The sequence below is a fragment of the Caballeronia calidae genome (genome assembly GCF_900044055.2).
GTDB classification, from domain to species: domain Bacteria; phylum Pseudomonadota; class Gammaproteobacteria; order Burkholderiales; family Burkholderiaceae; genus Caballeronia; species Caballeronia calidae.
The window spans coordinates 52,841-72,769 of the sequence record NZ_FCOX02000016.1 but is presented as its reverse complement, the minus strand read 5'-3'; the positions used below and the strand labels follow the sequence as shown (position 1 = coordinate 72,769).

Genomic DNA, 19,929 nt, shown 5'->3' with positions numbered 1-19,929 from the left:
GCGCTTCGAGCCCGGCATTCCGAAGCAACCACGACACGCGCGGGCGCACACCGCCCGGCTTCCAAAGGCAACCCAACATGGCAGCAGACATGGACGTCAAGCAACGCTACTTCCCGCACACGCAGGACGAGCTGAAGGAGATCGCCTCCGACATCCTGCGCTACGCGAAGGAACTCGGCGCGAGCGATGCCGCCACCGAGATCTCCGAGGGCGACGGCCTGTCGGTGAGCGTGCGGCGCGGCGAAGTCGAGACGATCGAGCACAACCGCGACAAGATGGTCGGCGTGACGGTGTTCATCGGCAAGAAGCGCGGCAACGCGAGCACCGCCGACTTCACGCGCGACGCGCTGCGCGACACGGTCGCCGCCGCGTACAACATCGCGCGCTTCACGGCCGAGGACAGCGCGGCGGGCCTCGCCGAAGAAGCATTGCTGGAGAAGACGCCGCAGGATCTCGATCTGTATCACCCGTGGGACATCGACGCCGAAGAGGCCGCGGAGATCGCGCGTCGGGCGGAAGCAGCCGCGTTCGCGGTCGACAAGCGCGTGACCAACTCCGAAGGCGCGAGCGTCTCGGCGCAGCATTCGCAGTTCGTGCTCGCCACGTCGCGCGGCTTCATGGCGGGCTATCCGTATTCGCGTCATTACATCGCGTGCGCGCCGATCGCGGCGGCCGGCCGCGACATGCAGCGCGACGACTGGTACACGTCGAAGCGCGATGCTTCCGCGCTCGCCGCGCCGGAAGCGGTCGGCCGTTACGCCGCCGAACGCGCGCTCGCGCGCCTCAACGCGAAGAGCCTCGACACGCGCAAGTGCCGCGTGCTCTTCGAGGCGCCGCTCGCGGCGGGTATTCTCGGCGCGTTCGTGCAGGCGGTGAGCGGCGGCGCGCTGTATCGCAAGACCACGTTTCTTGTCGACAGTCTCGGCAAGCCGGTGTTCGCGCCGCATATCCAGATCGTCGAGGACCCGCACGTGAAGGGCGGCATGGGCAGCGCGCCTTTCGACGAGGAAGGCGTGCGCACGCAGCGGCGCAACGTGGTCGAGGATGGCGTCGTGCAAGGCTATTTCCTGTCGACGTATTCCGCGCGCAAGCTCGGCATGCAGACGACCGGCAATGCGGGCGGCTCGCACAATCTCACGATGAGGAGCAAGCAAACGAATCCCGAAGACGATTTCGAGGCGATGCTGAAGAAACTCGATACCGGCCTTTTGCTCACCGAGCTGATGGGGCAGGGCGTGAACTACGTGACGGGCGATTATTCGCGCGGCGCGTCGGGCTTCTGGGTCGAGAACGGCAAGATTCAGCACGCCGTGGAGGAAATCACCGTGGCCAGCACGCTGCAGGAGATGTTCCGCCATATCGAGGCGATCGGCGCGGATACGGTCGTGCGCGGCACGAAGGAAATCGGCTCCGTGCTGATCGAACGGATGACGGTCGCGGGGCAGTGATCCGCGTCGGCTGAAACGCAAAAGCCCCGGAATGTCCGGGGCTTTTTTCATTCCGCGGCGGCGATGCGCTCGTAAGTGACGAACGCGAAGTCGAACGCGTTCGGCGGCGCCGCGCGATGCGTTTCGCGCGAGACCTCGCGCCAGTGCGCCGGATCGGGTGCGGGAAAGCGCGTGTCGCCGTCGAAGTCGGCGTCGATCTCGGTGACGATCAGCTTGTCGGCGCGGAGGATGGCATCGCGATACAACTGCGCGCCGCCGATCAGGAACGCTTCCTTCGCCGGCTCCAGTGCGAGCGCCGCTTCGAGGCTCGTCACGACGTCGCAGCCTTCATAACGCCGCTCGGCGTCGCGCGACACGACGATATTGCGCCGCCCGGGCAGCGGCCGGCCGATCGATTCATGCGTCTTGCGGCCCATGATGATGGGCGCGCCCATCGTCGTGCGCTTGAAGAAGGCGAGGTCCTCCGGCAGGCGCCAGGGCAATTGATTGTCGCGTCCGATCACGCCATTGCGCGCGCGGGCGACGATGAGGGTCAGCGTCGTCATGAGCAAAGAGGTCGAGGCAAACTGGCGCGCGCGGGCCGCGCCGCCGGGGCACCGATTCTAACCGACGCTTCCGTTCCGACCGGCGCGCGATGCGCCGCCCGCCTCATTCCTCCGGCGAGCCGTCGCCGAATGGCTCAGCCGCGTGAGACGGCCCGGGCGGGATTTCGTCCCATAGCGTGACGCTGATCCCCGAGCCTGTCGGACGAACGGCGGGCACGCGCATCCACGCAGGTTCTTCTGCTTCCTCGCCGCTTCGCTGCGCGCCGGATGTTTCCCCGCGCCTGAATGAACTATCGAGAGCCATCTTGACGACATAATCCAAGGTAACTATTCCCGGGTATGTGAATACCGGAAATAAAGTAATCGTCCGGCCGGTATGACGATTAAGCAAAGGTGAGTGCAGGGGCGAGGTATGAATGCGTTGATTAAACGGTATTTCTTACCTTCCGGCGCGCTGCAAATTGAGCGAATACTGTGCCAACTACCGGGAACCGTTGCCGCACAACGAATCGCCATAATCAGACGTAAGCGCGTGCCGAAACTTTGCCGGAAAACGTTTCACCTCTGAAACATGACGGCAGAAAAACATGAAGTTCTCGCCAAATCGGTATAAGCTTTTGTCTTATTAAAATGTGCGTAAAGACAGTGATATTCGTGTGAGAAATTCTCGCCAGGCCCGTCCCATCAAGGTTTTGTGGCTAATCTGGCGACTCTTGCGATATATGTTTCCGGGGTTTCTTGGGTTATAGTAGTCTCTCAAAAACGGCACAGAATCAGACATAAAGGGTTTCGTGGACGGTGCAGGTTCGGTCGCGCCGTGTTCCGGGGGCAACGTATCGAATGGCAAGTCCCTGTGCAGACGTTTCCAGAGAAACGTGCAAGGGCAACGAAGTCTGCGATGTCGCGAGCCTGAACTACGTGACCTTTTCAACGAATGTTGAACAAAGGATCTGAATAATGGACGTCGCTCGGCGGCAACTCATCTATGTGACTCGCGATCCAAGCGAGACGCTGTGCGCGCGATTCGAGGAACGCGGCTGGCACATCGAAATCGTCGCGAACGCGCGCGATACACGCAAGGCATTGCGGAACGATCTGGCGACGGGCGGTCTGCTGGATCTGTCGAGTCATTTCGAATCCCATGAACTGGCGGCGTTCGAATCGTCGCTGACTATGACGAATGTGGGCTGGGTCGCGACCACCGTTGCGGGCCAGTTGGAGGATGCCGCCGTGCGGCGGCTGATCCGCGATTATTGTTTCGATTACGTGACGCTGCCGACGTCGAACGACCGCATCGTCGATTCCGTCGGTCATGCGTATGGCATGGTCGCGCTGCACGACGCCGCTTCGAATGATGCGCGCGTCGAAGGCCGCGCCGAGGGCGAAATGGTCGGCTCGTGCGACGCGATGCTCGCGCTGTTCCGCTCGATCCGGAAGGTCGCAATGACTGACGCGCCCGTGTTCATCTCAGGCGAATCGGGCACCGGCAAGGAACTGACGGCGGTCGCCATTCACGAGCGATCGGCGCGCCGGGATCAGCCGTTCGTCGCGATCAACTGCGGGGCGATTCCCGCGCATCTGCTGCAATCCGAGCTCTTCGGCTACGAACGCGGCGCGTTCACGGGCGCGAACCAGCGCAAGATCGGCCGGGTCGAAGCGGCCAACGGCGGCACGCTGTTCCTCGATGAAATCGGCGACCTGCCGCTCGAAAGCCAGGCGAGCCTGCTGCGCTTCCTGCAGGAACGCAAGGTGGAGCGCCTCGGCGGCCACGGCTCGACGCCGGTGGACGTGCGCATCATCTCCGCGACCCACGTCGACATGCAGACCGCGATGATCGAAGGGCGCTTTCGCGCCGACCTGTATCACCGCCTGTGCGTGCTGCAGATCGACGAGCCGCCGCTGCGCGCGCGCGGCAAGGACATCGAGCTGCTCGCGAAGCACATGCTCGACCGTTTCAAGAAGGACGCGAGCCGGCGTCTGCGTGGTTTTTCGCCCGACGCGATCGCCGCGATCCACAACTACGGCTGGCCGGGCAACGTCCGCGAACTCATCAACCGCGTGCGGCGCGCGATCGTGATGTCGGAAGGGCGTCAGATCACCGCGCGCGATCTCGAACTCGGCGAGTATGTCGAAGTCGCGCCGGTTTCGCTCGCGCAGGCGCGCGAGGCGGCGGAGCGGCAGGCGATCGAACTCGCGCTGCTGCGCCATCGCGGACGCCTCGGCGACGCGGCGCACGAGCTGGGCATCTCGCGCGTGACGCTGTATCGCCTGCTCTCGGCGCACGGCATGCGTCACATCGAGGTCGATGCGCCGTCGGAGCACGCCACGCGCGGCTGACCGCGAGGTCGTCGGAATTCACGGACGGGCGCTTCGGGCGCCCGTTTTTTCGTGCCTCGGCACTAGAGCGCCGGCTCCCGGCGCTTGGTAAAATCTCTCTTTACGCCTTCCGTTCGCGAGGGCGCGCGGCAAACCCCAGGGAACATCGAATGAAACAGTATCTCGAGCTCGTCCAGACGATTCTCGATACCGGCACGTGGCAGGAAAACCGCACGGGCATCCGCACGATCAGCATTCCAGGCGCCATGCTGCGCTTCGACTTGCAGCAAGGCTTTCCGGCGGTGACGACGAAGAAGCTCGCGTTCAAATCCGCGATCGGCGAGCTGGTCGGCTTTCTGCGCGCGTCGAAGAGCGCGGCGGACTTCCGCGCGCTCGGCTGCAAGGTCTGGGACGCGAACGCGAACGAAAACCCGCAGTGGCTCGAAAATCCCTACCGGCAGGGACCGGACGATCTCGGCGACGTCTACGGCGTGCAGTGGCGCAAGTGGCCCGCGTACAAGCTGGTCGACGCCTGCGCGGGCGATCAGATCGCCGACGCCACCAATCGCGGCTATCAGCTCGTGACGAGTTTCGTCGAGAACGGGCGGGAGCAGGTGCTGCTCTACAAGGCGATCGATCAGTTGCGGCAGTGCCTCGACACGATCATCGAGCGTCCCACCGACCGTCGCATTCTGTTTCATGCATGGAATCCGGCGAAGCTCGACGAAATCGCGCTGCCCGCATGTCATCTGCTGTATCAGTTCATCCCGAATGCGGCGACGCGAGAAATCTCGCTATGTCTGTATATCCGCAGCAACGACGTCGGGCTCGGCACGCCGTTCAATCTGACCGAAGGCGCGGCGCTCCTGCATCTCGTCGGCCGGTTGACGGGGTATAAGCCGCGCTGGTTCACGTACTTCATCGGCGATGCGCACATCTACGAGAATCAGCTCGACATGCTGCACGAGCAGTTGAAGCGCGAGCCGTTGCCGTCGCCGCAGCTCATCATTTCGGATCGCGTGCCCGATTACGCGGTCACGAAGCGCTACGAGCCGGAATGGCTGGAGAAGATCGAGCCGAAGGATTTCGCGCTGGAAGGGTACAAGCATCACGAGCCGCTCACCGCGCCGATGGCGGTGTAAGTCGATCGTTCCGCTACACACGCAAACGCGCGGCTTCGGGCCGCGCGTTTTGCGTTTACGGCTTAGCCGCGATGACGCTCGTTGCCGCCGCCGTGCTGCGGCTGTTGCGCCTGCGGCTGCTGCGATGGCTGCTGTGACTGCTGACGCGGCTCCTGATGTGGCATCTGCGGCGGCGCCTGACGCGCTTCCTGATGCATCGGCTGGCGCGGCGGCTCGGGATGGAACTGCGGCCGCTGCGCTTCATGCTGCGGTCGCGGTTGCGGCATCTCGTGACGCGGTTGCGGCGCGGGCATCATCGGCGCGCGCGGTTGTTCGACGCGCGACTGACGGTAGGCCTCGGGTGGCGGTCGATGTGCTTGCGGCGCGGGCGGGGCATGCTGTGCGAACGCGGGCTGCATCGGCATGTTTTGCGGGCCATGTTCCGGGCGAGGCGCGCGGTCCGGTTGTGGCTGCACCGCCATCGGCGCGTGGGGCTGCGCGGGCGCCTGCGTCTGGGGAGTCGGCGCGCCGTGCTCGACATGCGGCGCGTTGACGGCTTGCTGCGTGTGCGGTGCCATCGGCGCCGGCGTTTGATGCATCGGGATGCGCGGCCCGTTCGCGGCGTCGCGCCCATGCGATGCATCGCCGTGCGGGAAGCTTGGATCGCCACCGAATTGCGCCGTTTGCGGCGGACGTGGCACGCCGTTGCCGTGCGGTTGCATTGGCTGCATCGGCTGACCGGCGCCTGGCGTCGTGGCGGCGAAACCCGGCCGTTGCGGGGCGCCGCCCGCGACCACCGACCGCGCGGGTCCATGCGTCGCGACCAGATGCACATCGTCGAAGCGCGCGCCCGGTCGACGCCCATCACGATCCGGCTGCGCGAACCGGTCATGAAAAGCCGGCGGCGCGACCGGCGCACGCGTCGCCACGACGGGCCGCCCGAAGCCGCCCTGCGGCGGCCGGTAATCCGCGCGCCGTGTCCCGGGCGCGAAGCTGTTGCGCGTCGGTGCGATACCCGGCGCGCCCGCGAAGAAGCGCGGATTGCGCCAGCGCGACGGATCGACCGCATACGGCTCGCGTCCGACCGGCCGACCATGCACGAACGTGTTCGCGGGCACGGCGGTCAGCGCATGCGGCGCGCGATAGTTGATGTACGTGTTGTTCACGTAGACATTGCGGTTCACGCGCTCGTAGTAGCGCGGGCTCCATCCATCGCGATGAGGACGCCACGCCTCGCGCGGCCCGAGCGGGAACCACGCGACGCCCGCCGCCGCGATGCCCCCGACGGTCAGCGCGACGTTCCATCCGACCGGGCTGCCGCCATCGCCGACGAACGCGACGAGCGCCGGCGCATAGGCAGGCGGCGCGCTCACGGCCATCGGTCCGGGCACCCACGCCCACTGCGATCCCACGTATGCCCAGCGGCCGTAGTGATAGGGCGCGAAGCCCCACGGCGCGTCGTCGATCCACGTCCAGCCCCACGGGTCCTGCCAGGCCCAATGGCCTTGTCGATACGGCGCCCAGTCGGCGGAGACGGAATTCGGCACCCACACCGGCCCGTACGACGGATCGGAGCGCCACGTGCCGTTGGCATCGAGATCCTGATAGCCGGGAACGTCGCGCGACACATAGCGAGCGGAGATCGAGCGGTCCTCGGATGCGTCGCGGCTCGCGGCCCATTGGTCGAACGCGTCCGGCGCGGGTGCCGCGTCCGCCGATGCCTGCTGGAGGCTCGTGCCCTCGAAGGTCATCTGCTGGCCGCCCGCGAGCTGCACCGAGCCGCCGTCGCCATACGCGGTGACGCCGCCGCTGCGCACCGTGACCGTGGTCGCGCGGCCGTCGGGGGCGACGTCCACGCGCACATCGCCGGGCGTCGTGAGCGCGAGCGCGGCGTTGGGCGTGTCGATTTCGTAGCTCGCGCCGGGCGGCAGATCGCGCACGTGCGTCGACAGCGTGCCCTGCGAAACCTTGAGCTGCGCGGTGTCGTCGTCGAGCGCGAGAATCGAGAGCGCCGTCTTCGGGCCGAGCCGGACCGCGGTCGAGCCGATATGCAGTTCCGAGCGCGCGTTCTCGTCGTTCCAGAGCTGATCCCCGGTCGTGAGCGGGCGGTTGATCTGCGCGTAGGACCAGTCGGATGCGCCCGCCGGCTCCGTCGTCACGGTGCCCGCCATGTAGTTCAGCCGCGCGATGCGCCCGGGCGGATCGACTTGCTCCGCTGGCGCCGTCACGGCGGGCGCCGTCTGCGCGAGCGCCGTCATCCCCGATGTCGCTGAAAGCGCGCACGCGCACAAGGTCGCGGCGGCGATGGTCCTGGTTTTCATTTTGTGTTCTCCGGCGGCCGCGCGCGCGCCTGCCCGACGCTGTCGGTTCGCGAGGCCTGTCGGATCAATGTATCGCCCGCGCGTGTATCCGTACGATGCCGTTTGTAACCGCGCACAGGTGCGCGTAACAAAGCTTTATCGCGCGGAAAGGAAGCCTTCGAAATGCCGATGCCCCGCTGGCGTCACGCGCAATACGCGGCGCTTCGCGGTGTGCTCGATCCAGCCGCGCGATTCGCAGGCTTCGAGAAACGCCGCGCCGAGTGCGCCGCCCAGGTGCGGGCGGCGCTCGCTCCAGTCGATGCACGTGCACGCGAAGCGCCGCCGCCGCGCGCGCTGCGCCTTCAGGTCGATGCCGAGTTCGGCGAAGGCCCGCGCGCCTTCCGGCGTGGCGTCGAGCGCGGCGGGTCCATGCGTCAGGGCGGGTTCATCGGCGGGGGCGAGCCAGTGGCGCGTGAGCATCCGGTCGAAGATCTGCACGGCCAGCTCGCCCGCGAGATGGTCGTAGCAGGTGCGCGCGAAGCGCATCTCGACCGGCACGGCGGAAGGCGGCCGCTCGGGCGCGCGTTGCGGCGCGCTCGCCCGCGCGAGATTGGCGAGCGCTTCGATGGCCGCGGCGATATCGGGCGTGGCGATGCGATAGTAGCGATGCCGCCCGCTCACTTCGAGCGCGAGCAGCCCGCCTTCGGTGAGACGCGCGAGATGCCCGCTCGCCGCCGATGGCGACAATCCCGCGATCATCGTCAGTTCGCCGGCGGGGCGCGCGGTGCCGTCCATCAGCGACCAGAGCATCGCGGCGCGGCCCGGATCGGCGATCAGCGCGCCGATGCGCGACAGTCCGGGGAAATGGCGCGCGCGGGAATCGATGTCGTCGAAAGCGGAGTTCATGGCGATATCCATATCGGGCGAAGTCGTCGTGCTGTCCACTCTAGCGCGAGTCCGCAACCGATGTTTCACCGCGCGCCGAAATGTCGATGCACGAGGCGCGGCGCTAGAATGGCCGCTGGCAATTCGACGCAGCAGGGAGAACCAGCATGTCCAGACTTTTGATCGCGAGCGTGCTCGGCGCGCTGTTGCTCTGTGCGGGCTGCGCGGGCGCGCCGTCCTCATCGGCGGGCGGGGGCGGCAGCATCACGATGTACGGCACGATCGATCAGGGCATCACCGTTCACGACTAGTGCCTTTTTCGCTTCGTATAATCGGCGTCACATGACTCCAACGATGACGCCATCATGAATACGCCGACCCCATCCCCCATTCCTGCCGTCCCGAAGAGCCGCGCCGAAACCACCTTCCGCTTTCTCGCCGAGCCGACCTCGGTGAACTTCGGCGGCAAGGTGCACGGCGGCGCGCTGATGAAGTGGATCGACGAAACCGCCTACGCGTGCGCCGCGATGTGGTCCGGCCGTTACGCGGTGACGGTGAGCGTCGGCAATATCCGCTTCCGGCGGCCGATTCTCGTCGGCAATCTGGTGGAATTGCGCGCGCGCGTCGTGACGACGGGGCGCACCAGCATGCACATCCACATTTCCGTGCACGCGGGCGATCCGAAAGTCGGCGAGCTGCAGCAGACGACGGATTGTCTGATGGTGTTCGTCGCCGTCGATGAAAAAGGCCAGCCGACGCCCGTGCCGTCCTTCGTGCCGGAGACGGACGAGGAGAAGCGCCTCGCCAAATACGCGATGGATGTGAAGGATGCGTTGGACGCGATCGTCGAACTGAAGCCGGAGGAAGTGGCGGCGGGGAAGGTCTGAAGGGAATCGTACCCAATTGGCAGACTCCTTCTCGATGTAGCAACATCACTACATAGAGAAGGAGTTGCATCATGACCATCACAACGTTATCCAGCCGCGAACTGAATCAGGATGTGACTCGGGCAAAGAAGGCAACCAAAGACGGCCCGGTGTTCATCACGGACCGTGGCAGGCCGGCTCATGTGCTGTTGAGCATCGAGGAATATCAGCGCCTTGCGGGGCAAAAGCGAAACCTCGTCGACGCGCTTTCCATGCCGGGTCTCGCCGATGCCGACTTTGGGTTTCCGCGTTCACGCGCGCTTCCTCGCGCGGCGGATTTCGAATGATGTTCCTGCTCGATACCAACGTCATTTCCGAACTACGCAAGGCAGGCGACGGCAGAGCGGATGCGAACGTCACGCGCTGGCTGTCAGGCGAAGACGCTGCGAGTTTCTACATCTCAGCGGTGACGCTATTCGAACTCGAGCTTGGCATCCTGCGCATCGAGCGGCGCGACACAGAACAAGGGGAGCGACTACGCACGTGGATGCGCACCCGTGTCGTTCCTGAATTCGCGGAGCGGACCTTGCCGCTCGATTCAAGCGTGGCGCAGCGTTGCGCCAGGTTGCATGTTCCGGATCCGCGTCCTGAACGGGACGCGTATATCGCTGCCACGGCTCTCGTCCACGGTATGACGGTCGTCACGCGGAACGTGGCCGACTTCGCTCCCCGCGGCGTCAGCGTGATCAATCCGTGGGAGGTCTCCGCGTGAGACCTCCCGACTGTTGAACCGGATTCCGAACAGCGGCATGAAGCTTACTTCTTGCCGACCATATCCCCCGGCTTGACCCACTCATCGAACTGCTGCTCGGTCACATGACCGAGCGCCAGCGCCGATGCCTTCAGCGTCGTGCCTTCCTTGTGCGCCTTCTTCGCGATCTGCGCGGCCTTGTCATAGCCGATATGCGGATTCAGCGCCGTCACGAGCATCAGCGATTCGTTGAGCAGGCTGTCGATGCGCTTCTCGTTCGGCTCGATACCCACCGCGCAGTTGTCGTTGAAGCTCAGCGCACCGTCCGCGAGCAGGCGGATCGACTGCAGCACGTTATGCGCGATCATCGGCCGGAAGACGTTCAGCTCGAAGTTGCCGCTCGCGCCGCCGAAGTTCACCGCGACGTCGTTGCCGAAGACCTGGCAGCAGAGCATCGTGACGGCTTCGGATTGCGTCGGATTGACTTTGCCCGGCATGATCGAGCTGCCCGGCTCGTTCTCCGGAATCGACAGTTCGCCGAGCCCGCAGCGCGGTCCGCTCGCGAGCCAGCGGATATCGTTCGCGATCTTCATCATGCCCGCCGCGACCGTCTTCAGCGCGCCGTGCGCGGCGACGAGCGCATCGGCGGCGGCCATCACTTCGAACTTGTTCGGCGCGGTCTCGAAAGGCAGGCCGGTGAGCTTGCCGATCGCCGCCGCGACCTTCGCCGCGAAATCCGGATGCGCGTTCAGCCCGGTGCCAACCGCCGTGCCGCCCTGCGCGAGCTGATACAGATGCGGCAGCGAAGCCTCCACGTGCCGGATGCCCTGATCGAGCTGCGCGACATAGCCTGAAAACTCCTGCCCGAGCGTGAGCGGCGTCGCGTCCTGCAGATGCGTGCGGCCGATCTTCACGATCGTGTCGAAGGCCTTCGCCTTTTTGTCGAGCGTGTCGCGCAGCGTCTTCAGCGACGGCACCAGATGCTTGACGATCGCATACGCGACCGCAACGTGCATGGCCGTCGGAAACACGTCGTTCGACGATTGTCCGCGGTTCACGTCGTCGTTCGGATGCACGAGGCGTTCTTCGCCGCGCTGACCGCCCATGATCTCGCTCGCGCGGTTCGCGATCACCTCGTTCAGGTTCATGTTGGTCTGCGTGCCCGAGCCGGTCTGCCACACGGCGAGCGGGAATTCATCCGGATGCTTGCCGTCGATGATTTCCTCGGCCGCCTGCATGATCGCCTTGGCCTTCTTCGAATCGAGCACCTTCAGCCCTTCGTTCACCTCGGCGGCCGCGTGCTTGATGACCGCGAGCGCCGTGATCAGTTCAGGCGACTGCTTTTCCGTCGAAATCTTGAAGTTTTGCAGCGAACGCTGCGTTTGCGCGCCCCAGAGCTTGCCGTTCGGCACGGCGATCTCGCCGAACGTGTCCTTCTCCATCCGTACGTCGCCCTTCGCGTTCTGTGTCATGGCCTGAAGTCCCCTTACGAAGTTGGATCAGAGCTGCTTGTCGACGGGCAGAAGCATGAAGAGGCCCGTCATCACGTTTCGATAAAAACCGGCCTCGGGATCGAAATTGTAGGAGACGATGCTGCCGTTTTCCTCGGTGGTCCAGACGAGGCCCGACTGCGGCGAGCCCGTGTGCCGCAGTTCCGCGGTGACCGCCGCGCTCGCCAGCTGCACCTGCCAGCTCACTTTCGGCGCGATGCCGTTGGCGAAGAGTTTCGCGGCTTCGTCGGCGATCGGCTTGCTGTGGATCACGAGCGCGAGCTCGGTGTTCAGTTTCGCCGAGCGAGGATCGAGATTCATGGATCCGATCACGAGGATACTCCGATCGATCACATAGGCCTTCGCATGAAGACTCGCGCGCGATCGCGAGCCGAACAGACCCGCGCGCGGACTGCCTTCGCCTTCGATCTGAACCGGCTTGAATTCGTACAGTTCGACGCCGCGCTGCAACAGCGGAATGCGATACGGCGCGTAGCCCGCCTGCACCGCGACGGCGTCGGTGGCGGCGAGCGAGTTCGTCAGCACCGCGACGCGCACGCCGCGCTTCGTCAAGTCCCCGAGCGCCTTCACGCCCGCGTCGTGCGGCACGAAGTACGGCGACAGGATCAGGAACTCGCTCTGCGCATCCTTCAGCAGACTGACGAGGCGTTGCATCGGCGGGCTTTTGTAGGCGTCGCTCGGATGCTCGATCTTCGACGGCGCATCGACCTGGAACTCCGTCGGCGCCCACACGAGGCCCATTTCATCGCGCGCGATCTGCTGCGCGAGCGGCGTCGCGTTGAGCGGCTTCGCGTTCAGCGGATCGGCCTGCTGGCGCCAATGCGCGCGCAGATCGTCGCGGGTCTTGTCGAGCTCGGACGGATCGAACTGCTGCTTGTTCAGCGCGCGCAGCGGATAGGCGAGCGCGCTGTTCCAATAGTCGTCGAAGCTCGCGGAAATCTTCTGCGTGACGGGGCCGGCGGCAAACGCGTCGAGATCGCGGAACTGCAGCGTCGGGCTCGCGCTGAAGTATTCGTCGCCGAGATTGCGCCCGCCGATGATCGCGATCTGGTTGTCCGCGATCATCGCCTTGTTGTGCATGCGGCGCGTGAAGTGGCTGAGATTCGTGAAGAAGTTCTGCGTGCGCTCGGAGAAGCTGCTCCGCGCGCTGCCGTACGGATTGAACACGCGGATCTCGATCTTGTCGTGGGTGTTGAGCGCCGCCATGATCTGGTCGATGTCCTTGAAGTTCAGGTCGTCGACGAGCATCCGCACGCGCACGCCGCGATCCGCCGCATAGAGCGCCGCGCCGAGCAGCAGCTTGCCGGTGTTGTCCTCTTCGGCGATGTAGTACTGCATGTCGAGCGTCTTCGTCGCCGCGCGCGCGAGGGCGATGCGGGCCTGGAGCGCATCGGTGCCGGTCGGCAGCAGGCGCACGGCGGATTGATCCGGATGCTGCCTTTCGAGCGGCGCGAGCGCGGTCGAGAGCGGCGTGGCTTCGCTCGCGGGCAGCGCGTGGCTCGTCGTGCGATCGAATTCCGTCGCGGGCGGCCGCGTCTCGCAGGCGGCGACGAGCACCGTCATCGTCAGGACGACGGCCACATCGCGCACGGCCGCGCTGAATCTTCGTTTCGGCGCGACGCGCTGATCGATGTCCTCGCGGTTTCCGTCACGCCATGCGGCTTGCAAGCATCCCCGGCTTTCCGACACTTCGATTCCTCGTTCTAGTTGTTCCGACTCGCATGTCTGGCACGTTCGGCGGATGATCCGATGCGAAGCAAGAAGCGTTCTCGCGTCGTACGTCTCGAAAATATTCTAGGGGAATCGAAGAACGACCGGAGGAGGGGACAGTGACGGAGCGAACGGACGAAAAGCAGGGACGAAAAAAAGCCCGCTGGCTGAAGCGGGCTGAGAACCCCTGTCACAGATGTCTCAAGGAGGAGACGAGTTCATCGTAGCAATGCGCGCCGCGCGGACCAACCAAGCATTCGTGCTATGCAAATCGGCGCGGGCGTCGGGTGCATATCACGCGCGCATCAGACGTGGCCGTGCGGCGCGGCGCTCGCGGCCTTGGCGTCGTCGGGTCGGGGCGCGACGCCCGTTTCGATGAACTTCCGGCTGATGCGATGAAACCGCAATGTCATCAGCACGGCGACGCTCGCGAGTCCGGCGGCGAGACCCCACCACAGGCCCTTTGCGCCGAGCTCGAAATGGAACGCGAGCACGTAGCCCGTCGGAAAGCCGACGCCCCAATAGCCGAACGCGGCGGCGAGCATCGGGATGCGCGTGTCCTTCAGGCCGCGCAGGCAGCCGGAGCCGACCGTCTGCATGCCGTCGACGATCTGGAACACCGCCGCGACGCCGAGCAGCGACGCCGCGAGCGCGACGGTATGCGCGTTGGCGGGATCGTCGAGATTCAGATACAGGCCGACGATCGCGTGCGGCACGGTGATCAGCACGAGCCCCGAGCACATCATGAAGCCGACGCCCAGCGCCAGCGCGACGAAGCCCGCATGGCGCGCCGCGACGGGCACGCCCGCGCCGACCCAGTAGCCGACGCGCACGTTCGCCGCCTGGCCGATCGCGAGCGGCACCATGAATGCGACCGACGCGACGTTGAGCGCGATCTGATGCGCGGCGAGCGGCGCTTCGCCGAGGAGGCCGACCATCATGCCGGTGGCGAGAAAGAGCGTCGATTCGACGCCGTAGGTGATCGCGACCGGCCAGCCGATGCCGAAGAGCTCGCCCATCAGCGGCAGGCGCGGGCGCGCGCGCACGACGAAATGCCTGTAGCGCGGCCGCAGATGCAGCACCGCGACGAGCGCGATCGCGATGCCCCACACGGTGATCGTGGTCGCCGCCGCCGAGCCGAGAAAGCCTTCGCGCGGCAGGCCGTAGGCGCCGTGGATCAGCCCGTAGTTGAGAAAGCCGTTGACGAACACGCCGCCGATCGAGATCCACAAGAGCCGCCGCGCCGCGCCGATCGCGGGCAGGAACGCGCGCATCATCCCGACGCCGATGAGACTGCCGGGCGTGCCCCAGCGCAGCACCGCGCAATATTCGCCGACGTTTTTAGCGAGCGTCGCCGGCTCGTGAAACGCGAGCAGGATCGGTTCGGCGTAGCTCAGCAGCACGAAGGCGGGCACGGCGAGCAGCAAGGACAGCACGAACCCCGTCCAGTAGATGCTCGGGACACGCTCATCGGCGTTCGCGCCGCGCGCATGCGCGACCGACACGGACACCGACGTCAGCACGCCTTGAAGCAGCGTCACCACGACGAAGAAGAGGTTCGCGCCGAGGCCGCCCGCGGCGAGCGCGTCGGGGCCGAGCGAGCCGAGCAGGATGGTGTCGGTGACGCCCATCGCCATCTGCGAAAGCTGCGCGATGGCGAGCGGCGCGGCGAGGCGCGCCGTGTCGACGGCGTGACGCGAGAGGCTCGGCGGTCCTTGATGCGCGCGGGCGGCGCGCGTGGCTGGCGGTTGCATGATCGATCGGGTCGAAACAAAAGGCCGCGCACGTGCACGGCCGGACTGGAACGCGAGGGGGCGAAAAGCGGAGCGCGATGCGCAACACGCGCTGACGGAGAACCGACGCTGAAAACCCGGCGCTGAAACCAGAACGAAAGACGACTAGCTTATTGCGTCGCGCGCGGCGTGTCGATGACGCGTTCTCTTATGAGCGTTATTCCGAACCGCGCGGGGCGTTCGGGACGCACTAGTCGGGCGCGCGCACGTGGATCGTCTGGCCGTCGAGCTTCACCTTCTGACCCGCGCGGATCTTGCAGGTCTTGCGCGTCTCGACTTGCCCGTCGACGGTGACATCGCCCATCGCGACGCGCGCCTTCGCCGAGCCGCCGCTGTCCGCGAGGCCCATCAGCTTGAGCAGATTGTGAAGTTCGATGAAGTCGCCCGTGAGGGTGAATTTGAGTGGCGGCATGGGACGGGCGAAGCGGGAAAGCGGGAAAAGGCCTCAATCATAAACCACCGCCGCTTGCGCGCCGCCGCGCCGGGCACGGGCCGTGCTGTTTGCCCGAAAGACCGGTAATCGGAACGCAAGCGAGCGCGTTGGCAAATGTAGCCAGATGAAACCGTCGGTAACAATGACTGGTTTTCGCGAACTCGCCCGATCGACGGCTGGTCCGACGTTGTGATCGATGCAGCTTCGGTCATCTTTTTCCAATCGACAAAAGTCGCGCGGACCGCTCGGTTCACTGTCGCAAGAGCGCCGCCGACGCCAACTAAAGAGAGGACTAACTCATGACTCGCGCACGAATCCTTTTGATCGGTTCCGCCATCGCCACGCTCGCCGCTTCGGGCGCCTACGCGCAAACCACGACGCAGTCCGCGCCGGTGCAGCCGATGCAGCCCCAGACCATGCAGCCCCAGACCATGCAGCCGATGCAGGCCGCGCCGGGCGCCGCCGCGCCGGGGCAGCAAGGCCAGATGCCCACGCAGGCGCAGCAGCCGGTGACGCCGCCGCAGCAAAACGTCGTCGCGCCCGCGCCGACCGATCCGCTCGTCCAGCGCCGCAATGCGAACGCGGAGGCGAACGCCGAATACAGCGCGTCGAAGAAGGCATCGAAGGCCGAGCTGAAGGCGCAGAACCAGCAGGCGAAGGCGCAATACAAGGAAGAGCTGAAGAACGCGAAGATCAACCGCAAGGCGGACAAGGATGCCGCCAAGGCAGAACTGAACGCGACGGAGCCGGGCACGCCGAAGGACACCGGCCTGCAGCACTGAGCGTGAAGCGCCGCGAGGCCGGTTGACGGTCTCGCGGCATCGAGAAAAAGAGGGAGGACATCATGAATAGAAAAACCAATGCACTGCTGGCCGCGCTGGTCGCGGGGACGTTCGCGAGCGTGAGCGCGGCATCGTTCGCGCAAACGACGAGCGACGCGCCGATGACGCACGCCGACAAGAAGGCCGCGAAGAAGCAGGCCGAAGCCGACAAGGACGCGGCCGTCGCGCAGGCCAAGGCCGACAAGGTGAAGACCGAGTCGCAATCCGAAGCCAACGAAGCCGCCGCCGACGCGAAGCTGAAGAACGCGAAGAAGGCGCAGTAAGCCCGCGCTCTTGCAGCCCTGCGAGCCCGGTTCCCAGCGAACCGGGCTCGCTGCTTTGTGGGGCCAAAAGCCCTGACGAGCCAAAGACTTGCGCGCGCGGGTTGTATGGATATACAGTATGCGTCACTCTTTTCCCGTGCTTCTTCCTCACGTGCTCACGCTTCCCGACACCGCCGACACCGCTTCCGAATCCACCGCGAAACAGGTCGCCGACTATCTCGCGAAGCTGAACGAGGCGCAGCGTCAGGCCGTCGAATTCGGCGTCGATGAACCCGGCCGCGCGGGCGGTCCGCTTCTCGTGATCGCGGGCGCGGGGTCGGGCAAGACCAACACGCTCGCGCATCGCGTCGCGCATCTGCTGGTGAAGGGCGCGGACCCGCATCGCATTCTGCTGCTCACGTTTTCGCGCCGCGCGGCGCTCGAAATGACGCGGCGCGTGTCGCGCATCGCGATGAACGCGCTCGGCACGCGCAGCGCCATCGCGCAGGGTCTCACGTGGTCGGGCACGTTTCACAGCGTCGGCGCGCGCCTGCTGCGCGATTACGCCGATCTCGTCGGACTCGCACCGTCGTTCACGATCAACGACCGCGAGGACTCTGCCGATCTCATGAACCTCGTGCGGCACGAGCTCGGTTTGTCATCGAAGGAAAAGCGCTTTCCGGCCAAGTCGACGTGCTTCGCGATCTACTCGCGCGTCGTGAACACGGGCGCGTCGCTGGCGACCGTGCTCGACCAGTCGTATCCGTGGTGCCGCGAATGGGAAGCGGACCTGAAGCGCCTCTTCGCCGCGTACGTCGCCGCGAAACAGGCGCAAAGCGTGCTCGATTACGACGACCTGCTGCTCTACTGGTCGCATCTCGCGGCTGAGCCGTCGGTCGCGGCGGATCTCGCGAGCCGCTTCGATCACGTCCTCGTCGACGAGTATCAGGATACGAACCGCCTGCAGGCGTCCATTCTGCTCGCGATGAAGCCGGACGGGCGCGGGCTGACCGTCGTCGGCGACGATGCGCAGTCCATCTACTCGTTCCGCGGCGCGACGGTGCGCAACATCCTCGATTTTCCCGGCCATTTCGAGCCGCCTGCCGCAACCGTCACGCTCGATCGCAACTATCGTTCGACGGAGCCGATTCTCGCGGCGTCGAACGCGGTGATCGGGCTCGCGTCCGAGCGCTATACGAAGAACCTCTGGACCGACAAGGCATCGGCGCAGAAGCCGCGCGTCGTCTCCGTCGCCGATGAAGCCGATCAGGCGCGCTATGTCGTCGAGAAAGTGCTCGAAGCGCGCGAAGGCGGCATGAAGCTGAAAGCGCAGGCGGTGCTCTTTCGCGCCGCGCATCACAGCGCGACGCTCGAAATCGAGCTCACGCGGCGCAACATTCCGTTCGTGAAGTTCGGCGGGCTCAAGTTTCTCGATTCGGTCCATGTGAAGGACGTGCTCGCGGTGCTGCGCTGGGCGGAGAATCCGCGCGATCGCGTCGCGGGCTTTCGCGTCGCGCAGTTGTTGCCGGGCATCGGTCCGGCCATCGCGGGGCGCTTGCTGGATAGCGTGAGCGCGCCCGACGCCGTTGCGCCGAACGCCATTGCCACGTTCCAGGCGCCGGCGCGCGCGAGCGATGACTGGCCGCGCTTCGTCGGTCTGATGGCGAAGCTCTGCGGGCGCGAATCGGGCTGGCCGGCGGAGTTCGAGATGATCCGGCGCTGGTACGAGCCGCATCTCGAACGCAATCACGAAGACGCGGCCATTCGCATCGGCGACGTTTTGCAGATGGAAAGCATCGCGTCGACGTATCCGACGCGCGAGCGCTTTCTCACCGAGCTCACGCTCGATCCGCCCGACGCGACCAGCGACGAATCCGGCGTGCCGATGCTCGACGAAGACTATCTGATTCTCTCGACCATCCATTCGGCGAAGGGGCAGGAATGGCGCAACGTGTTCGTGCTGAACGGCGTGGACGGCTGCATTCCGTCCGATCTCGGCACGGGCAGCGACGAGGAAATCGACGAGGAGCGGCGGCTTTTATATGTCGCGATGACGCGCGCGAAGGAAGACCTGCACATCATCACGCCGCAGCGTTTCTACGTGCACAACCAGACGCATCTCGGCGACCGGCACGTGTGGGCGCAGCGCACGCGCTTCATTCCGCCGCATCTGATGCAGAACTTCGAAGCGGCCGCGTGGCCGCCGGTGATCGCGCCTGCCGCGCCGACGGCGGCGGGGCTCGCGGCGGCCGCGAAAGCGAAGATCGATATCGCGGCGCGCCTGAAGGGGATGTGGGACTAAGGGCGGTCGCGTTCAGCGCTGCGCGCGCGAGGTTCGCGGCGCGCGCGGCGTCGGCGCGAAGATGCTGCGTAGCCACGCGGCGAAGCGCGTGAAGCCGTCGTAAGGCTCTTCGACGAAGAGTTCAGGCCGCAGCGCGCGCAGATACTCGAGCACCTGCTGCGCCTCCTGCTTCTGGATCGAGCCATAAACAATGCCGAGCCGCAGCAGGCAGCGCAATTCGCCGAGCTTCTCGCGCGCGGTCGACCCAATGCTGGCTTCCACCGCAATCTTCGTTTCGTACACGCGCTGACGCAGCGAATCGGCGAGACGCCATGCGGGCGTCTGCATCTTCTCTTCGACATCGCGGATATCCGCCGCCGCCGACTTGATCTGCGACGCCAGCATGTCCACTTGCGACACGTCGCCCTTCGCCTCGGTGACGATGGCCGTCGCCCATTCGCGCGACGCCCTGACGAGATCCTCGGCGGTCCAGTCGGCGCGGATCGCGAACGCGAAACCGTGCTCCGCCGCCTGACGGATCAGGATTTCGACGACGTCCGGAAACTCCTTGTCGAGCGCGCGCTTCGCCCACGCGTACTGGCCGTGAGTGAGCATGCGCTGCACCGCCTGCTCGGTGAGCGGCGTGTTGTTGTCGAGCAGCTTCGCGCGCAGGAAGTCCTCGAACGACGGCGTGACGAATTGTGGATCAAGCTTCAGCGACAGACGCAGAAACGCTTCGAAGTCGCGCTGCAGCGAAGCGATCGTCTCGTCGCGAAGCGAAAGGGTGATTTGACGCATGTTGGTTCCCGGTTCCGCTTCTCGGCATGCCGATGGCGGGAAATGCTTGCGGCGCCGCTAATCAGGCGGAGTCCATTCGTTTCTGAT

18 protein-coding genes are annotated in these 19,929 nt (G+C 65.6%); 10 read left to right on the top strand and 8 right to left on the bottom strand.

Features of this window, described 5'->3' with window-relative positions; all coding sequences use genetic code 11:
- Nucleotides 1-77: 77 nt before the first annotated feature.
- Nucleotides 78-1,448 carry a metalloprotease PmbA gene (gene pmbA / locus AWB78_RS16715; RefSeq protein WP_062606113.1) on the top strand — a complete coding sequence of 457 codons (1,371 nt, stop codon included), beginning with the start codon at nt 78-80 and terminating at the stop codon, nt 1,446-1,448.
- A 47-nt stretch (nt 1,449-1,495) separates the two neighbouring features.
- Here pmbA and AWB78_RS16710 read toward each other — a convergent pair whose 3' ends face one another.
- The gene (locus AWB78_RS16710) at nt 1,496-1,993 is read right to left on the bottom strand and encodes a dihydrofolate reductase (protein ID WP_062606111.1); all 498 of its coding nucleotides are present in this window, start codon (nt 1,991-1,993) and stop codon (nt 1,496-1,498) included.
- A gap of 957 nt (nt 1,994-2,950) precedes the next feature.
- On the opposite strand from AWB78_RS16710, the gene AWB78_RS16705 reads away from it, so the two are divergent.
- Nucleotides 2,951-4,330 carry a sigma-54 dependent transcriptional regulator gene (locus tag AWB78_RS16705; protein WP_062606109.1) on the top strand — a complete coding sequence of 460 codons (1,380 nt, stop codon included), beginning with the start codon at nt 2,951-2,953 and terminating at the stop codon, nt 4,328-4,330.
- Nucleotides 4,331-4,479: 149 nt separating this feature from the next.
- Nucleotides 4,480-5,451: a thymidylate synthase gene (locus AWB78_RS16700; RefSeq protein ID WP_062606108.1), complete on the top strand. Its 972-nt coding sequence runs from the start codon at nt 4,480-4,482 to the stop codon at nt 5,449-5,451.
- Nucleotides 5,452-5,513: 62 nt separating this feature from the next.
- On the opposite strand, the gene AWB78_RS16695 is transcribed toward AWB78_RS16700, so the two are convergent.
- Both AWB78_RS16695 and AWB78_RS16690 read right to left on the bottom strand, forming a co-directional pair.
- Nucleotides 5,514-7,751, bottom strand: a complete 2,238-nt coding sequence (locus AWB78_RS16695) for a DUF6600 domain-containing protein (protein WP_062606106.1) — start codon at nt 7,749-7,751, stop codon at nt 5,514-5,516.
- Nucleotides 7,752-7,886: 135 nt separating this feature from the next.
- Nucleotides 7,887-8,636, bottom strand: coding sequence for an ArsR/SmtB family transcription factor (locus AWB78_RS16690; RefSeq protein ID WP_062606263.1), 750 nt, complete (start codon nt 8,634-8,636; stop codon nt 7,887-7,889).
- A gap of 146 nt (nt 8,637-8,782) precedes the next feature.
- Between AWB78_RS16690 and AWB78_RS47630 the strand changes: the two genes are divergently transcribed.
- The 4 genes from AWB78_RS47630 to AWB78_RS16675 all read left to right on the top strand — a co-directional run bounded on the left by AWB78_RS47630 (nt 8,783) and on the right by AWB78_RS16675 (nt 10,253).
- A complete protein-coding gene (locus AWB78_RS47630; protein ID WP_198399286.1) occupies nt 8,783-8,926 on the top strand; it encodes a hypothetical protein in 144 nt (47 codons plus the stop codon).
- Between the two features lie 54 nt (nt 8,927-8,980).
- Complete coding sequence (locus AWB78_RS16685) at nt 8,981-9,502, top strand: acyl-CoA thioesterase (RefSeq protein ID WP_062606104.1); 522 nt, start codon at nt 8,981-8,983, stop codon at nt 9,500-9,502.
- 71 nt (nt 9,503-9,573) lie between these two features.
- Nucleotides 9,574-9,828 (top strand): type II toxin-antitoxin system Phd/YefM family antitoxin, encoded by a 255-nt coding sequence (locus AWB78_RS16680; protein WP_062606101.1) that lies wholly within the window; start codon nt 9,574-9,576, stop codon nt 9,826-9,828.
- Nucleotides 9,825-10,253 (top strand): type II toxin-antitoxin system VapC family toxin, encoded by a 429-nt coding sequence (locus AWB78_RS16675; protein WP_198399285.1) that lies wholly within the window; start codon nt 9,825-9,827, stop codon nt 10,251-10,253. Before AWB78_RS16680 ends, AWB78_RS16675 begins: the two co-directional genes overlap by 4 nt.
- Nucleotides 10,254-10,297: 44 nt before the next feature.
- Here the strand turns inward: AWB78_RS16675 and fumC are convergent, their stop codons facing one another.
- The 4 genes from fumC to AWB78_RS16655 all read right to left on the bottom strand — a co-directional run bounded on the left by fumC (nt 10,298) and on the right by AWB78_RS16655 (nt 15,658).
- Nucleotides 10,298-11,704 carry a class II fumarate hydratase gene (gene fumC / locus AWB78_RS16670; RefSeq protein WP_074173463.1) on the bottom strand — a complete coding sequence of 469 codons (1,407 nt, stop codon included), beginning with the start codon at nt 11,702-11,704 and terminating at the stop codon, nt 10,298-10,300.
- 27 nt (nt 11,705-11,731) lie between these two features.
- Nucleotides 11,732-13,306, bottom strand: coding sequence for a phospholipase D family protein (locus tag AWB78_RS16665; protein WP_082883330.1), 1,575 nt, complete (start codon nt 13,304-13,306; stop codon nt 11,732-11,734).
- A gap of 452 nt (nt 13,307-13,758) precedes the next feature.
- A complete protein-coding gene (locus AWB78_RS16660) occupies nt 13,759-15,207 on the bottom strand; it encodes an MATE family efflux transporter (RefSeq protein WP_062606095.1) in 1,449 nt (482 codons plus the stop codon).
- A 229-nt stretch (nt 15,208-15,436) separates the two neighbouring features.
- The gene (locus tag AWB78_RS16655; protein ID WP_062606093.1) at nt 15,437-15,658 is read right to left on the bottom strand and encodes an RNA-binding S4 domain-containing protein; all 222 of its coding nucleotides are present in this window, start codon (nt 15,656-15,658) and stop codon (nt 15,437-15,439) included.
- A 320-nt stretch (nt 15,659-15,978) separates the two neighbouring features.
- Here AWB78_RS16655 and AWB78_RS16650 point away from each other — a divergent pair, with 320 nt between their 5' ends.
- From AWB78_RS16650 to AWB78_RS16640, 3 genes are all read left to right on the top strand, one after another.
- The gene (locus AWB78_RS16650) at nt 15,979-16,461 is read left to right on the top strand and encodes a hypothetical protein (protein ID WP_062606091.1); all 483 of its coding nucleotides are present in this window, start codon (nt 15,979-15,981) and stop codon (nt 16,459-16,461) included.
- Nucleotides 16,462-16,523: 62 nt separating this feature from the next.
- On the top strand, nt 16,524-16,784 hold the full coding sequence (locus AWB78_RS16645) for a hypothetical protein (RefSeq protein ID WP_062606090.1): 261 nt from the start codon (nt 16,524-16,526) through the stop codon (nt 16,782-16,784).
- 118 nt (nt 16,785-16,902) lie between these two features.
- A complete protein-coding gene (locus tag AWB78_RS16640) occupies nt 16,903-19,065 on the top strand; it encodes an ATP-dependent helicase (protein WP_232477731.1) in 2,163 nt (720 codons plus the stop codon).
- A gap of 12 nt (nt 19,066-19,077) precedes the next feature.
- On the opposite strand, the gene AWB78_RS16635 is transcribed toward AWB78_RS16640, so the two are convergent.
- Nucleotides 19,078-19,842 carry a DUF4088 family protein gene (locus AWB78_RS16635; protein WP_062606087.1) on the bottom strand — a complete coding sequence of 255 codons (765 nt, stop codon included), beginning with the start codon at nt 19,840-19,842 and terminating at the stop codon, nt 19,078-19,080.
- Between the last annotated feature and the right edge of the window lie 87 nt (nt 19,843-19,929).

Excerpts from the sequence above, each read along its gene's own strand:
- AWB78_RS16690 (WP_062606263.1), bottom strand. The coding sequence starts at position 8,636 with ATGAACTCCGCTTTCGACGACATCGATTCCCGCGCGCGCCATTTCCCC.
- AWB78_RS16650 (WP_062606091.1), top strand. The coding sequence starts at position 15,979 with ATGACTCGCGCACGAATCCTTTTGATCGGTTCCGCCATCGCCACGCTC.
- AWB78_RS16695 (WP_062606106.1), bottom strand. The coding sequence starts at position 7,751 with ATGAAAACCAGGACCATCGCCGCCGCGACCTTGTGCGCGTGCGCGCTT.
- AWB78_RS16705 (WP_062606109.1), top strand. The coding sequence starts at position 2,951 with ATGGACGTCGCTCGGCGGCAACTCATCTATGTGACTCGCGATCCAAGC.
- AWB78_RS16680 (WP_062606101.1), top strand. The coding sequence starts at position 9,574 with ATGACCATCACAACGTTATCCAGCCGCGAACTGAATCAGGATGTGACT.
- AWB78_RS16685 (WP_062606104.1), top strand. The coding sequence starts at position 8,981 with ATGAATACGCCGACCCCATCCCCCATTCCTGCCGTCCCGAAGAGCCGC.
- AWB78_RS16675 (WP_198399285.1), top strand. The coding sequence starts at position 9,825 with ATGATGTTCCTGCTCGATACCAACGTCATTTCCGAACTACGCAAGGCA.
- AWB78_RS16635 (WP_062606087.1), bottom strand. The coding sequence starts at position 19,842 with ATGCGTCAAATCACCCTTTCGCTTCGCGACGAGACGATCGCTTCGCTG.
- AWB78_RS16710 (WP_062606111.1), bottom strand. The coding sequence starts at position 1,993 with ATGACGACGCTGACCCTCATCGTCGCCCGCGCGCGCAATGGCGTGATC.
- AWB78_RS47630 (WP_198399286.1), top strand. The coding sequence starts at position 8,783 with ATGTCCAGACTTTTGATCGCGAGCGTGCTCGGCGCGCTGTTGCTCTGT.
- AWB78_RS16700 (WP_062606108.1), top strand. The coding sequence starts at position 4,480 with ATGAAACAGTATCTCGAGCTCGTCCAGACGATTCTCGATACCGGCACG.
- fumC (WP_074173463.1), bottom strand. The coding sequence starts at position 11,704 with ATGACACAGAACGCGAAGGGCGACGTACGGATGGAGAAGGACACGTTC.
- pmbA (WP_062606113.1), top strand. The coding sequence starts at position 78 with ATGGCAGCAGACATGGACGTCAAGCAACGCTACTTCCCGCACACGCAG.
- AWB78_RS16660 (WP_062606095.1), bottom strand. The coding sequence starts at position 15,207 with ATGCAACCGCCAGCCACGCGCGCCGCCCGCGCGCATCAAGGACCGCCG.
- AWB78_RS16645 (WP_062606090.1), top strand. The coding sequence starts at position 16,524 with ATGAATAGAAAAACCAATGCACTGCTGGCCGCGCTGGTCGCGGGGACG.
- AWB78_RS16655 (WP_062606093.1), bottom strand. The coding sequence starts at position 15,658 with ATGCCGCCACTCAAATTCACCCTCACGGGCGACTTCATCGAACTTCAC.
- AWB78_RS16640 (WP_232477731.1), top strand. The coding sequence starts at position 16,903 with ATGCGTCACTCTTTTCCCGTGCTTCTTCCTCACGTGCTCACGCTTCCC.
- AWB78_RS16665 (WP_082883330.1), bottom strand. The coding sequence starts at position 13,306 with ATGACGGTGCTCGTCGCCGCCTGCGAGACGCGGCCGCCCGCGACGGAA.